Origin of the sequence: Taibaiella soli, from assembly GCF_003236175.1 — a bacterium.
Taxonomy (GTDB): Bacteria; Bacteroidota; Bacteroidia; order Chitinophagales; family Chitinophagaceae; genus QKTW01.
The window spans coordinates 69,794-83,889 of sequence record NZ_QKTW01000018.1 but is presented as its reverse complement, the minus strand read 5'-3'; the positions used below and the strand labels follow the sequence as shown (position 1 = coordinate 83,889).

Here is a 14,096-nt window from a genome sequence, read left to right as displayed (position 1 = left end):
ATTTACACTTGTCACCCTGAGCGAAGTCGAAGCGCACATTCCCCACATTAATCATATTCCATTCAATTACTGCATTTTCAGCGTCACAATACTCAGTATCGCCAGCATGATTCCCACAATCCAGAAGCGTGTCACAATCTTACTTTCATGATAGCCGAGCTTTTGATAATGGTGATGGAGCGGCGACATTAAAAAAATCCGGCGGCCTTCACCATATTTTTTCTTTGTGCGTTTGAAATACCAAACCTGTATGATCACCGAGAGTAGCTCTACGAAGAAAACACCACAAATGATCGGAATCAGCAATTCTTTACGCATAATAATTGCCAGCGACGCTATAATACCACCCAAAGCCAGACTGCCCGTATCTCCCATAAACACCTGCGCCGGATAAGCATTGTACCACAAAAAACCAACGCAAGCTCCTACAAACGCTCCGATAAAAATGGACAATTCGCCAAGGTTCGGAATGTTCATGATATTGAGATAGTCTGCGAAAATGTAGTTACCGGACACATATGCAAATACACCCAGACAGACGCCAATAATTGCCGATGTACCGGTTGCAAGCCCGTCGATACCATCCGTGATGTTGGCACCATTCGATACCGCGGTGATAATAAACGTTACAAACAGTATGTAAAGGATCGGCGTTACCACATCGATTGCCTTTTCGCCAAAGATGCCCGCAATTTTTGCATAGCTCAGTTCATGGCTTTTTACAAACGGAATCGTTGTTGTAGCCGTTCTCACCTGTACATAAGTATGTGTTTTTCCATTCTCATCTTTACGGGTGATCGGATCACCAACGATATGTTCTGTAGAGTTGTAAATAGTCGGCTGCCCCTTTACCACTTCACGGCTGATTACTACGTGATCGTTGTAATACATGGTCAAACCCACTATTACACCAAGTCCTATTTGTCCTAATATCTTAAAACGTCCGGCCAGCCCTTCTTTATTCTTTCTGAAGACCTTGATATAATCATCCAGAAAACCAACCAGCCCCAGCCAGATTGTGGAAACGATCATCAGAACGATGTACACATTTCCAATCCGGGCAAACAAAAGCGTCGGAATCAAAATGGCGCCAATGATGATCATCCCGCCCATCGTTGGCGTTCCTTTTTTCTGGTTCTCACCTGCCAGGCCCAGGTCGCGAACCGTTTCCCCGATCTGTTTGCGCTGCAGATATTTGATCAGTTTTTTACCGAAGACCATGGTAATGATCAACGATAAAATAATAGCCATAGCCGCGCGGAACGTGATGTAGTAAAATACACCGGCTCCGAACATTCCGAAGTGCTCACGCAAGTATGTAAACAAATAGTAGAGCATGTGTGGCTATTAGTTATTTATTATAGAGTTCAAACGCTTTGGTTATTTCCTCGCGATCGTTAAAATGATTTTTAATTCCTTTTATTTCCTGATAGGTTTCATGTCCTTTACCTGCCAGCAGAATGATATCGCCTGCATTGGCCAGACTCACTGCGGTCTTGATAGCTTCGCGACGATCAGAGATACGCAGCACTTTTCTTTTTTGTGTCAAATTCAGACCCGCTTCCATTTCGTTTAAAATCACTTCCGGATCTTCGCTGCGTGGATTGTCTGAAGTAAGTATGACACGGTCACTATGTTCACAAGCTACTTCTGCCATCACCGGACGTTTGGTTTTATCACGGTCACCGCCGCATCCTACTACTGTAATCACTTGTTGTGCATCACCACGCAATTGCTTGATCGTTGCCAGTACATTCAGTAATGCGTCTGGCGTATGTGCATAATCTACAATGCCGAGAATCTTGTCCACCGGCGACATATAGGTTTCAAAACGGCCAGGCGCGCCATGCAGATTGCTCAGTTTCGCCAACACTTCCATCTTGTCTTCACCCAGCTGAATCGCAGCACCATAAACCGCCAGCAGATTGTAGGCATTAAAAGTGCCAATCATTCTGAAATGTGCTTCCTGTCCGTCAACATTCATAATCAGGCCAGTCAGGTTATTCTCCAGCACTTTGCCTTTGTAAGTAGCAGGGATGCGCAAGCTATAACTGCATTTTTCAGCGGCTGTGTTTTGCAGCATTACCATCCCTCTTTTATCGTCAGCATTGGTCAATGCAAAAGCATCTTCCGGCAAATCATCAAAGAACTTTTTCTTTACACGGATGTACTCATCAAATGTTTTGTGGTAATCCAGATGATCATGCGTAATGTTCGTAAACATGGCGCCCGTAAAATGGATTCCTTCAATGCGGTGCTGATGAATAGCGTGCGAGCTCACTTCCATAAACACATAAGCACAATTCGCATCATACATTCTGCGTAGCAAAGCCTGTACAGAAATCGCATCTGGCGTAGTGTGTGTGGATGTTTCTACTATTTCGTCAATATGATTATCAACAGTAGAGATCAATCCGCATTTATAACCGAGCGCTTTAAACAGATTGAACAACAACGTGGCCGTTGTGGTTTTGCCATTGGTTCCTGTCACGCCCACTACTTTCATTTTCTCAGAAGGAAAACCATAAAACGCTGCGGCAATTTGTCCTGCTGCGGCGTGGCTGTCCTTTACCTGTATATAAGCAACATTTTCACTCAGGCTTGATGGCATTGTTTCACAAACAATCACCGATGCACCTGAAGCAATTGCTTTTTCAATATAATCGTGCCCGTCGACCACAGAACCACGCACCGCAATAAAAGCAGTGCCTGCAGCTACTTTGCGGGAATCGATAGCCAGACTGTTTACTTCAGTCTGTTGATTCCCCGCAATTTTCTGCGGTTTCAGATTCACTAATATTTCCTGCAATACGGGCATTTCTATCTTTTAACTTAACTGTATTACTATTGTTTGTCCTTTTACAACCGGTGTTCCAGCCGTTACTGATTGTGTTTGCACTACACCATTTCCTTCTACCTGCACACGCAGCCCCTGATTTTCCAGCAGGTAAACTGCATCTTTCAATCCCATTCCTTTTACGTCCGGCACCATACCACTCACCAGTTCTTTTTTCTGCACGGCAAGTTTTTTTGCTGAATCGGTAAACATTTGCGCAATCGCACGATTCGGAATCACCGCATCAATATTTTTACCCATTGCCTTCATCAAAATCTGGTAACTTTTATACGTTGCTGCTTTCGCAATCATTTTCTGATCACCCAGACCAGCAATGCTATCCAGCGGGCCCACCCAATTACCACCAATTCCGGTAGAGAAAATTTTATCAGCGATCATTCTAAATACCGGCGCCGCAATAGTACCACCGTAGTAAGCGCCAGAATGCGGTTTTGTTCTGATGACAACTGCTATGGTATAACGCGGTTTATCGGTAGGAAAATAACCTACGAAAGAACCCTGATAAACACCATCGGTATAACGAATGCCTTTATCCGCAACCTGCGCTGTACCTGTCTTTCCGGCGATACCGTAAAATGGTGACTGGATGTGTTTACCCGTACCGGTAAACACCACCTCTTTCATGCAAGACTGCAACTGAGCAATCGCGTTTGAATCAGCGATGTGTTCTTCAACAACATGCGGTTCAAATGTCTTGATGTCTTTACCGTACTCACGAATTGCATCAATCAGATAAGGTCGCATCATTCTGCCACCATTCGCCACTGCGTTGTACACCATACAAGTGTGCATCGGAGAAACGAGTACACCATAACCTGTAGCCATCCACGGAAGCGTAGTCCCGCTCCAGTCTTTGTCTTTCGGTTCTATCACACGCGGCCTGCGTTCACCGGCCAGATCTATACCAGTACGCTGATTGAGGTGCAGTTTCTTGATGTGATCAACAAATTTTTGCGGGTCTTTCGAATAATACTGAAAGCCCAACTTAGCCATCGCCGCATTCGAAGAAAGCGCAAATGCCTGTTTGATCGACAACACACCCAAACCGAGATGTGAATCACGCATGGTGCGGTTGCCAAAACGAATAGCACCACCTTCTGCATTCACGTTATCATTCACATTGATGTAGCCGTCATTAAGCAACGAAAGCAGGGTAACCAGTTTAAAGGTTGAACCCGGCTCAGTAGGAATCATTGCGTAGTTGAAATCTTCCCAATAGCTGCCGTCTTTTTGCCGTCCCAGATTTACAAGAGCTCTGATCTTTCCGGTCTGCACTTCCATTACAATAGCAGTTCCGTAAAGACATTCATATTGTTCGAGCACGCTTTTCAGCGCATGTTCTGCCACGTCCTGAATACCGAAATCCAACGTAGTGACTACATCACGGCCATTTTGCGGATCCACTTCTGTTCCGTCAATCGGAACCCATACGCCACCCGTTTCTTTTTCCATCATACGGCTGCCGTTCACGCCACTCAAAATGCTATCGTAAGTTGCTTCCAGACCAATTACATTTTTCTGCAACTTACCATCTTTCCAGATTCCCGGACGCCACAAACCAATAGTACGATAAGCGAGCATTCCATAAGGATTGATGCGTTTGATTTTCGGCTCTACAATCAAACCACCCTTACGTGAACCTTTACAGAAAATCGGAAAAGAGCGCAACGTCTGATAATCGTAATAAGGCATGTTTTTCCGCAGTGGAAAATAACGTACCGAATCACGATAAGCGGCTTCCATTCTTTGTTTATAAGACGCAGGTGTTTCGTTGTCAAACAAGCGAGACAAGCAATGCGCCAATGTATCTTTGTATTTACGGAACGTATCACGCTGGATGACCGTAAAATCTACATAAGCATCAAACTGCGGAATGGAAGAACAAAGCAGCAGACCATCCTCTGAATAGATATTCCCACGCTCTGCATACACTGTGTCTGCATGCATGTGCATCTGGTTCGAAAGACTACGAAGCTCTTCTCCTTCCTTTGCCTGAATCATTGCCGCTTTGATCAGTATAGCCAGACCAAAGACGCATATGCAGGTAAATGCTACATACACTCTGAATCTGATATCTTTTCTTACTTGCGACACTGGTTCTATTTTTTTACGCTGTCTGTTTCAATTTTATAAGCGGGCAACATCAATGGTTTCAATCCGATGCCCGATCCGTTTCTGATTACTTCGGCTTCCATACCGGCATTCATGAGCTTACTCTTAATGTCCATGTATTTCCAGCGAAGCTCTTTCAATACTTTTTCTTCTTTGTTCAATTCACGTTGCGTTGCAATTGCCCGCTGACTGTTGCTGATATAGATAATGCCGAGCAATGCCACAAAACCCAGAAAAGGAACGTTGTGAACGATCCCTTTGTAAGAAATTCTTTCCAGCAGCGCCTTCCAGTCATTTCGGATGCGTTGTGCCGGTGTTGGTTCTCCTGAATTTGTCTGGACTTTCTCTTCCATTATGCCAGTTTTTCTGCTATTCGCAAACGCGCACTTCTTGAACGCGGATTATTTTTCTGTTCCTCTTCCGTTGGCTCGATCGGCTTAGGAGTTAAAGGTTTCAGCTGTGCAGGTTCAGTAACCCTGCCAAACATGTCCACTGTCTCCTCCCATTTGCCTTTCTTCATAAATTGCTTCACCAGCCTGTCTTCCAGCGAATGGAAAGTGATTACACTTAATCGGCCTTCCGGTTTCAGACATTGTACCGATTGCTCCAGTAAATCACGCAGCGCACCCATTTCATCATTCACTTCAATGCGAAGTGCCTGAAAAAGCTGTGCCAGATAGCGATTAGGATTTCCCTTCATCACCGGGGCAATCATTGCCTTCAAAGAATCTATGGTTGTCAGCTGCATTTTATCCCTGCTGGATACTATATGCTTTGCCAGCTGTTTTGCATTCCTCACTTCCCCATACTGCTCAAACAGCTTATGCAATTCGCCTTCAGAATACGTTTTCAAAATACCGGCCGCTGTCTTTTCCGTGCGCTGATCCATTCTCATATCGAGCGGACCGTCAAAGCGGATCGAAAAGCCGCGCTCCGCGGTATCAAACTGGTAAGAACTCACCCCAAGATCTGCCAGGATACCATCTACCTGCGGATTTCCGTGCAGGCGTAAAAACTTGCGCATGTAGCGGAAATTTTCGGTTACCGGAATTAGTCTTGCATCATCCGGCTTATTTCGCCATGCGTCTGCATCCTGATCAAAAGAAATCAGCTTGCCATCAGGACCGAGTTTTTCCAGAATCAACCTGCTGTGACCGCCGCCGCCAAAAGTGGCGTCGACATAAACGCCGTCAGGTTTTATAGCAAGGCCATCAACCGCCTCATTTAAAAGAACTGTTGTGTGGTAAAAGGCAGATTCTTCCATTTTTTACAAACTTTAAAAAGGATTAAAAAAATCTCCACCTGCCACTTCAGCCGCCAGATCACTAAAGTTGGCCGCTGATTTACGTAAATATTCGTAATAAGCTTCTTTATCCCAGAGCTCCACTTTGTTGCCCTGAGCAGAGAAGACCATATCTTTTTTGATACCGGCATATTCCTGCAGTGGTTTCGGCAACAAAAGACGGCCGGCACTATCCAGCTCTACCATTGTGGCGCCGTTCAGGAAAAGACGTTTAAACTCACGCACCTTCGGATTAAAATCATTCATAGTACTGAGCTTTTCCTGCAGTGTATTCCAGCTTTCAACCGGATACAATGCAAGACAATTTTCGAAACCACGGTTGACAACGAAATTGCCTACAGCGCCATCTGGCAACTGTTTACGAAACCCCGCAGGCAGCAGAAAGCGGCCCTTGGCGTCGATTGCAACTTCATATTCACCGATAAAACCCATCATGGGCTAAGTTTCTTTTTCTTACACAAAGTAACACATTCTCCCACATTTTCACACAAACTTCTTTAGACATATTTATCCACAATCCCATATATGCATAGAATCATGCACTGGAGCCGCTCATAGACCTACTTATCACACGTTACCAACAGGTAAATGTGAATATTCTGTGCATAACGGTGAATAACTTGTTAATTCATTAACAATTAAATAGTTAAGCGATTGGCTAAAATCCCCCGGCCGGCGGGAGCTTAAGTTCATTAATAGACAAAATTGACCAAAAGAAAGCAAAATCGCCAAAGATCAGCGCTGCGTTTTTTCAATGAAAAACAAATAGCAATTCCTTTTAACACAGTTTTACATAATAAATTAGGGTTAAAGCGCCTAAATGCTTATTTTTGCCACCCACTATGCCAAATCGTGCTAATTATCTTTATTGTTTGTGCTTTTTGCTGCTGGGCCTAAGCGCCTGCGGTAACTACGAAAAAGTACTGAAGAGCAATGACATAAATTATAAGCTCACCAAGGCAAATGAGTATTTTGACAAGAAAGATTTTGTGCATGCCAGTGAGTTGTATCAGGGATTGCTGCCTGTAGTAAAAGGGACCAAGAACTTTGAGCCCATGTACTACAAGTACGCGTATTCTTATTACAACATGAAAGACTATCTGTCGGCTTCTTACCATTTCAAAAACTTCGTTGATTTCTTCCCTTCCAGCAAAGAAGCGGAAGAATGCGAGTTTATGCATGCCGTAAGTCTTTATAAGATGTCTCCGAAGTATTCGCTGGAGCAAACCAACACGATAAAGGCGATGGAAGCAATGCAGTCGTATATCAACACGCATCCGGGCTCTAAACGTATCGTGGAAGCAAACACCTATATCGACGAAGCAAGACAAAAACTGGAGATGAAAGATGCAGGTGCAGCCAAACTGTATTATAACATCAACCAGTTCAAAGCAGCTGCAGTGGCGTTTAAAAGCGTAAACCACAGCTACCCTGAATCTGCAAGCAGTGATTATTACCAGTACATGGTAATCAAATCATACTATTATTTTGCGAAAGCAAGCGTTCCGGAAAAACAGGAAGAGCGTTTTACCAGTTGCCTCAGCGCATACCAGGAATTTAAACAGACTTATCCTGCTTCCAAATACAATTCTGACGCAGAAAAATACCAATCTCTGGCTACTAATTATTTAAAAAAACTCCGCAATGAGCATCAATAAAAAAACACTCAGCTCTGTTAATCCGCTGGTAGAAACTCGTGACGTAGTGGCTATCAAGAACAAAACAGGTAATCTGTACGAATCTATCACAGTAATTGCACGTCGTGCAAACCAGATCTCTGTGGTAATGAAAGAAGAACTGCACAAAAAACTGGATGAATTTACCTCCCACACTGACAGTCTGGAAGAAATTCACGAAAACAAAGAACAAATCGAAATTTCACGCATCTACGAACGTATGGCTAACCCTGCGTTACAAGCTGTAAACGAATTCTTTGATGATAAAATCTACTACCGTAAAAAATAATTTTCCGGTATAAACGTTTTGTAAAAAGCTACCTCCGAAAAAGGTAGCTTTTTTATTACAATCGATGGTTTTTAAAAGCTGTAACTTTGCGGCATACAAGGAATGGGAAAGACATACAAACACCTCTTTTTTGATCTCGATCACACACTCTGGGATTTCGACAGTAACTCTGAACAGACGCTAAAAAAGCTCTATCAGGAATATGATCTCGAAAGTATAGGTATCACAGATTTCGATGCTTTTTATCAAGTCTACAATACACATAACGACCGGTTGTGGGAACGTTTCAGAAACGGGTTTATCAAACGTGAAGAGCTGCGCTGGAAACGCATCTGGTATACATTGCTCGATTTTAAGATCGGCGACACATCGCTGGCTTATGAAATGAGTGCTGCTTACCTGGAAATTCTGCCGACGCAAAAAATGCTGATGCCACATGCAAAAGAGCTGCTCGACTACTGTTCCGGCCGCTATACGATGCATCTCATCACTAACGGCTTTGAAACCACGCAATGGCAGAAAATGCAGTTCTCCGGTATTGCAGGTTATTTTCAAGAAGTGATTACTTCCGAAAAAAGCAACAGTCTGAAACCACACAGAGAAATCTTTGAATATGCACTTGCTGCCGCTGGCGCTAAAGCCGAAGAAAGCATCATGATCGGTGACGCGATTGATATTGATATCCTGGGGGCTATTAATGCTGGTTGGGATCAGGTGTATTTCAACCCCAAAAAATTAACACACAGCCGCAAGCCTACCTATGAGATTGCTTGCCTGAGTGATCTGATGAAGGTATTCTAAGCTGAAAGCCTAACGTTTAAAGCTTTCCCAATTTAATTATGAAGGCTTATTAATAAGAGCAGTTTTGATCGTTCAGTTTTAGGCTTTAAGCTCAAATAAAAAACGAAGAGCGCCGACATCAGCGCTCTTCGTTTTTTATTTAACAGTGATTTCTTCCACCACTCGTTCCTGGAAATATTCATTGATGCGACTGATCAGCTGCTCACGACCGAAAGACAATTCTTGTTTGAGTGCGGCGACATCAGTAGCAATCGTCAGATGTTTGTTCTTGAGATAAACATTGCGCGTATATTTCGCGATGGTTTTTCCTACTATCTCTTCCCACTCCTGCTGCATACGCAGCTCTATCACCTTAGGTTTCCATTTGGATTTTTCTAAGAGTAAATTAATTGCTTCGCCGATACTGTAGGAACCCATAGCTCAAAATTACACAAATTAAATGTGATCAATGTGCCGAATGTGGGCAATGTGCACACAAATAAAATGTGACCGATGCTGAATGTGGACAATGTGTAGGAGCATACACATTCATCACATTAAAACACATGCTCCACATTAACTAGCCTTCATCAATAAATATACTCACCTTCTTCCCCAGCCCTTCTTCTACGATTCTGAATAAAGTAGAAAGTTGTATGTCCCCTTTACCATTTTCAAGACGGGAGATGTAAGTCTTTTTTGTACCGATACGTTCGGCAAGTTGTTCCTGTGTAAGACCGGCAGCCTTGCGTGCTTCTTTGATCATTTCACCGATCAGGAAAAGTTGTGTCTTTTCTTCAAAAGCATTCCGGCGTGCGGTGCCTGGCTTTCCATATTCTTTATCGACACGATCTTCAAATGTTTTAGCCATTTTAAGTTGTAAGTTGTACGTTATAAGTTTTACCCCTGGCCCCTAAAGAGGAATTTCGGCGCGTGCAGCCATCACAGCAAACACATTTCCCGCATTAAACACATCCCGGCATTGCAAGACAAAGTTAACCAAAAAGTTTACTTATTTTCTAACTAGTTGATTATCTATAATAATCTTGTTGAAAAAAATCGACAAAAATGGTTGTTTAATTAAAGAAAGGACTATCTTTGCAGCCTGAAATTTTAGAAAACAATAAAACAACAATAAAGATGTCTCATTTATCTGCTGACAAAAAAGCTGCGATTTACAAAGAATTCGGTGGCAGCGAAACTAACACTGGTTCTATCGAAGCTCAGATTGCAATGCTTACAGAACGTATCAACCACATCTCTAAGCACCTGCAAGCTAACAAAAAAGACTTCTCAACCCACCGTGGTCTGATGCAAATGGTAGGACGTCGTAAACGTTTGTTGCAATATCTGAACCGCACAAACATCACCGGCTACCGTGCGCTGATTGAAAGACTTGGAATCCGCAAGTAAAATATCTAAATTTATGGCTATTCCCAACTTTCTGTAAGTTGGGAATAGCTTTTTTATGACTAATAGCTAAATCTCTCAACGTATGACGCTTAATCCTATTTCCGTGTCGTTCAAGCTGGACGACGGACGGGAAATATCGATAGAAACGGGCAAACTTGCTCGTCAGGCCGACGGTTCGGCCATCGTGCGTCTGGGTAATAGTGTTCTGCTCGCTACAGTAGTAGCAAATAAAGAACCAAAACCTGGACAATCTTTCTTTCCGCTGACTGTAGATTATCAAGAAAAATTCGCTTCTGCCGGCCGTATTCCAGGCTCTTTCTTTAAACGTGAAGGTCGTCTCAGCGACTCTGAAGTTTTGATCTCCCGCCTCATTGACCGTGCACTGCGCCCATTGTTCCCGGAAGATTATCTGTGTGATGTACAGGTTATCGTGAATCTGATCTCTTCTGATGCTGAAGTAATGCCTGATGCACTGGCTTGTCTGGCGGCATCTGCTGCACTCGCAGTTTCTGACGTACCTATTATGGAAATCATCTCCGAAGTACGTATTGCACGTATCAACGGTGAATATAAAATTAATCCTAGCCGCTCTGAAATGAAAGATGCGGATATGGATTTCATCATCGCTGCCACTGAGAAAAATATCATGATGGTGGAAGGTGAATCTAAAGAGTGTCAGGAAGAAGACCTGATCAAAGCTATTGAGCTGGCGCACGACGCAATCCGTGTACAGATCAAAGCTCAGGCTGAACTCCGTGATAAAGTTGGCGCCGGTACGAAACGTGAAGTTGCTCCTGCTCCACAAAACGAAGAACTGAAAGCGAAAGTGGAAGCTTTTGCAATGCCGCGTGTAATGGAAATTTCCCGCGCAGGTTCTTCTAAACACGATCGCAGCGCTGCATTCAAAGCACTCGGCGAGGAGCTGATGCAACACCTGAACGAAGGTTTGCCAGAAGGCGAAACTATCGCTGACGCTGATAAATCTTTGGCTAAAAAATACTACGAAGACCTGCAATACTACGGTGTACGTAACATGATCCTGGATGAAAGCCGCCGTCTGGATGGCCGTAAACTGGATGAAGTTCGTCCGCTGGCGATGGAGATCAATTACCTGCCTTCTCCACATGGCTCTGCACTCTTCACTCGTGGTGAAACACAATCCCTGACTACTGCAACACTCGGCTCTGCTGAAGATGAACTGCTGGTAGAAAGCGCTGCTGTTTCTAACTACGAAAAATTCATCCTGCACTACAACTTCCCACCATTCTCTACTGGCGAAGTAAAACCAATGCGTGCTCCGGGTCGTCGTGAAGTTGGTCACGGTAACCTCGCAAAACGCTCTCTGGAACAAATGATGCCAGGTATGGAATATCCGTACACAGTACGCGTTGTTTCTGATATCCTTGAATCAAACGGTTCGTCTTCTATGGCTACTGTTTGTGCGGGCTCACTGGCGCTGATGGATGCAGGTGTTCCGTTCCCTAAACACGTAAGTGGTGTGGCAATGGGCCTGATCTCTCGTGCAACTGATGGCAAATGGGCTGTATTGACTGATATCCTCGGCGACGAAGATCATCTGGGTGATATGGACTTTAAAGTAACTGGTACTCGTGACGGTATCTGCGGTATCCAGATGGATATTAAAGTAGACGGTCTGAGCATGGATGTAATGCGTCAAGCGCTGGCACAAGCACGCCGCGGCCGTATGCACATCCTTGATGCGATGTACGAATGTATGCCTGCTTACCGTCCTGAACTGAAACCACATACTCCGCGTATTGAACAACTGGTTATCGAAACTGAATTTATCGGTGCGGTGATCGGCCCAGGTGGTAAAATCATTCAGGAAATTCAACGTGAGACAGGTACTACTATTTCTATCGAAGAGAAAGATGGCAAAGGTTATGTAAAAGTATTCTCTGCAAATAAAGACGGTATCGACAAAGCGATGACATGGATTAAAGGAATCGTAGCAGTTCCTGAAATCGGTGAAGAATACGAAGGAACTGTGAAGTCTGTCGTTCCTTTCGGTGCGTTCGTTGAATTCCTTCCTGGTAAACAAGGCTTGCTGCATATCTCTGAAGTAAGCTGGAAACGCCTCGAAAACCTCGACGGTGTACTGTCTGAAGGCGATAAAGTAAAAGTAAAACTGGTAGGTACGGATCCTAAAACAGGTAAACTGCGTCTGAGCCGCAAGGTTTTGATGCCAAAACCTGAAGGTTATGTAGAACCTGAAAAACGCGAAGGCGGTGACCGTCCTCGTCGTGAAGGTGGCAATGACCGTGGCCCTCGTAACGATCGTGGTGATCGTGGTGGTGACCGCCGTGGCAATGATCGTGATCGTGGTCCGCGTAACAACGACCGCAATGATCGTCCTAGACGTGATTTCAACAGTGAAGCTCCTGCACAGCAAGAGCAGCAACAACAGCAGCCTTCTGCTGATGATGCTGATTTGTCACTGTAAGTGTAACATACTGATATATTTTAAAGAGGTTGTCTCATTGCGAGACAACCTCTTGTTTTATGGTAGCCAACGAACCCTGATTTTATTACGCTACTGATTTCAGCTAACGAATCATTCTTCTCCTACTTTTTGCTTGCCCAAAAAGTAGGCAAAAAAGGCAGTCGGAACCCGATCACGCCAGGCCTTCGACGATCGCTCGATTGAGCTAAAATACTACTGTACTGCCAAGCTGAAAGCCTTGAAAAGAAAATTTTACAATCCGCGTTTCACAATGAGCTACATTGACTGAGCATTCACAATTGACCATTCACAATTTTCGACTTATTTAAAATTATACGGGCAAGCTTTCAGCTTTAGGCATTGGGCTTTCAGCTTTTTAAAATGTGTATAAAAAAAGGAACGCAGCTATTTGTAAAAGAATCAACTGCTTATTATTTTTGCATTAAGAAAAGACACAGTTCCATAGTGTAACGGTTACCATGTCTGACTCTGACTCAGAAGATTCTGGTTCGAATCCAGATGGAACTACAAGTTTTAAAAGAAAATAGGCGCTATATCAGCGCCTATTTTCTTTTTTGGAAAAATGATTTTCATCCTTTGAAAAGCTTTCTGATATCCGGCCTGATATTTGAAAGGATTAAGAAATGCAGGTAGCAAAAAATCCGTAAATAATGAATATAAAAGCCATTATTGAAGAACACGCGCATCATTTTTTACTAGGTATAAAAACGGAATGCGCCAGAGATAAAGAAGCCGGTATTATTATCCGCAAATACATCTCTGAAGGTAAAATAAGCGAAGAGGAAGATCATCTTTTAAAAAGCCAGCTAATGGACTCCCTGAAAATAATCGGAATCGGAGTTCCTTTTATATTGATACCAGGTGCTTCTATTATTATGCCCATATTGATAAAAGTGGCTAGCAAGCATAATATTGAATTGATGCCGTCCGCTTTTGTGAGCGAAAAAACACCAGATAAATAATCCGCGGAAGGTCGTAAATCTTACTGATGGCGACCAAACATCAACTTCAAATCACGCACTGTCAAATCACGATCCATCATTTCCTCCATGATCTTTGTAGAGGGTCGGCGATTTTCCCGGACAGCAACTTCAATCTTGTTGATAATTGCGTTAAGATGCAAATTGAGCAAATGATTGATCTGCGGCGTTGCCATTTGATTTTCCGACATCATAGATTTT

At 43.5% G+C, this 14,096-nt stretch carries 15 protein-coding genes and 1 tRNA gene; 7 read left to right on the top strand and 9 right to left on the bottom strand.

What is annotated here, in order from left to right:
- Window positions 1-66: 66 nt before the first annotated feature.
- Genes mraY through mraZ form a run of 6 tightly spaced genes read right to left on the bottom strand, consistent with a single transcriptional unit; the run spans window position 67 to window position 6,707 of the window.
- Window positions 67-1,338: a phospho-N-acetylmuramoyl-pentapeptide-transferase gene (gene mraY, locus DN068_RS13355; RefSeq protein WP_110999431.1), complete on the bottom strand. Its 1,272-nt coding sequence runs from the start codon at window positions 1,336-1,338 to the stop codon at window positions 67-69.
- A 13-nt stretch (window positions 1,339-1,351) separates the two neighbouring features.
- A complete protein-coding gene (locus tag DN068_RS13350) occupies window positions 1,352-2,818 on the bottom strand; it encodes a UDP-N-acetylmuramoyl-L-alanyl-D-glutamate--2,6-diaminopimelate ligase (RefSeq protein WP_110999430.1) in 1,467 nt (488 codons plus the stop codon).
- A 9-nt stretch (window positions 2,819-2,827) separates the two neighbouring features.
- Window positions 2,828-4,951, bottom strand: a complete 2,124-nt coding sequence (locus tag DN068_RS13345) for a penicillin-binding protein (protein WP_123985345.1) — start codon at window positions 4,949-4,951, stop codon at window positions 2,828-2,830.
- A gap of 5 nt (window positions 4,952-4,956) precedes the next feature.
- A complete protein-coding gene (locus DN068_RS13340) occupies window positions 4,957-5,322 on the bottom strand; it encodes an FtsL-like putative cell division protein (RefSeq protein WP_110999428.1) in 366 nt (121 codons plus the stop codon).
- Window positions 5,322-6,233 (bottom strand): 16S rRNA (cytosine(1402)-N(4))-methyltransferase RsmH, encoded by a 912-nt coding sequence (gene rsmH, locus DN068_RS13335; RefSeq protein WP_110999427.1) that lies wholly within the window; start codon window positions 6,231-6,233, stop codon window positions 5,322-5,324. Before rsmH ends, DN068_RS13340 begins: the two co-directional genes overlap by 1 nt.
- 12 nt (window positions 6,234-6,245) lie before the next feature.
- Window positions 6,246-6,707 (bottom strand): division/cell wall cluster transcriptional repressor MraZ, encoded by a 462-nt coding sequence (gene mraZ, locus DN068_RS13330; RefSeq protein WP_110999426.1) that lies wholly within the window; start codon window positions 6,705-6,707, stop codon window positions 6,246-6,248.
- 395 nt (window positions 6,708-7,102) lie between these two features.
- On the opposite strand from mraZ, the gene DN068_RS13325 reads away from it, so the two are divergent.
- The 3 genes from DN068_RS13325 to DN068_RS13315 all read left to right on the top strand — a co-directional run bounded on the left by DN068_RS13325 (window position 7,103) and on the right by DN068_RS13315 (window position 9,038).
- A complete protein-coding gene (locus DN068_RS13325; RefSeq protein ID WP_123985344.1) occupies window positions 7,103-7,930 on the top strand; it encodes an outer membrane protein assembly factor BamD in 828 nt (275 codons plus the stop codon).
- Entirely contained in the window at window positions 7,917-8,237 is a 321-nt protein-coding gene (locus tag DN068_RS13320) for a DNA-directed RNA polymerase subunit omega (protein WP_110999424.1), read from the top strand. Before DN068_RS13325 ends, DN068_RS13320 begins: the two co-directional genes overlap by 14 nt.
- 102 nt (window positions 8,238-8,339) lie before the next feature.
- Window positions 8,340-9,038 (top strand): YjjG family noncanonical pyrimidine nucleotidase, encoded by a 699-nt coding sequence (locus DN068_RS13315; protein ID WP_110999423.1) that lies wholly within the window; start codon window positions 8,340-8,342, stop codon window positions 9,036-9,038.
- Between the two features lie 135 nt (window positions 9,039-9,173).
- On the opposite strand, the gene DN068_RS13310 is transcribed toward DN068_RS13315, so the two are convergent.
- The gene (locus DN068_RS13310; protein ID WP_110999422.1) at window positions 9,174-9,455 is read right to left on the bottom strand and encodes a DUF721 domain-containing protein; all 282 of its coding nucleotides are present in this window, start codon (window positions 9,453-9,455) and stop codon (window positions 9,174-9,176) included.
- 142 nt (window positions 9,456-9,597) lie between these two features.
- A complete protein-coding gene (locus tag DN068_RS13305; protein ID WP_110999421.1) occupies window positions 9,598-9,888 on the bottom strand; it encodes a helix-turn-helix domain-containing protein in 291 nt (96 codons plus the stop codon).
- A 269-nt stretch (window positions 9,889-10,157) separates the two neighbouring features.
- On the opposite strand from DN068_RS13305, the gene rpsO reads away from it, so the two are divergent.
- From rpsO to DN068_RS13285, 4 genes are all read left to right on the top strand, one after another.
- Complete coding sequence (gene rpsO / locus DN068_RS13300) at window positions 10,158-10,430, top strand: 30S ribosomal protein S15 (RefSeq protein ID WP_110999420.1); 273 nt, start codon at window positions 10,158-10,160, stop codon at window positions 10,428-10,430.
- An 82-nt stretch (window positions 10,431-10,512) separates the two neighbouring features.
- Window positions 10,513-12,894 carry a polyribonucleotide nucleotidyltransferase gene (pnp, locus tag DN068_RS13295; RefSeq protein WP_110999419.1) on the top strand — a complete coding sequence of 794 codons (2,382 nt, stop codon included), beginning with the start codon at window positions 10,513-10,515 and terminating at the stop codon, window positions 12,892-12,894.
- 456 nt (window positions 12,895-13,350) lie between these two features.
- A tRNA-Gln gene (locus DN068_RS13290) sits at window positions 13,351-13,422 on the top strand.
- Window positions 13,423-13,565: 143 nt separating this feature from the next.
- Window positions 13,566-13,877, top strand: a complete 312-nt coding sequence (locus DN068_RS13285) for a hypothetical protein (protein WP_110999418.1) — start codon at window positions 13,566-13,568, stop codon at window positions 13,875-13,877.
- Window positions 13,878-13,897: 20 nt separating this feature from the next.
- Here the strand turns inward: DN068_RS13285 and DN068_RS13280 are convergent, their stop codons facing one another.
- Window positions 13,898-14,089 carry a hypothetical protein gene (locus DN068_RS13280; RefSeq protein WP_123985343.1) on the bottom strand — a complete coding sequence of 64 codons (192 nt, stop codon included), beginning with the start codon at window positions 14,087-14,089 and terminating at the stop codon, window positions 13,898-13,900.
- Between the last annotated feature and the right edge of the window lie 7 nt (window positions 14,090-14,096).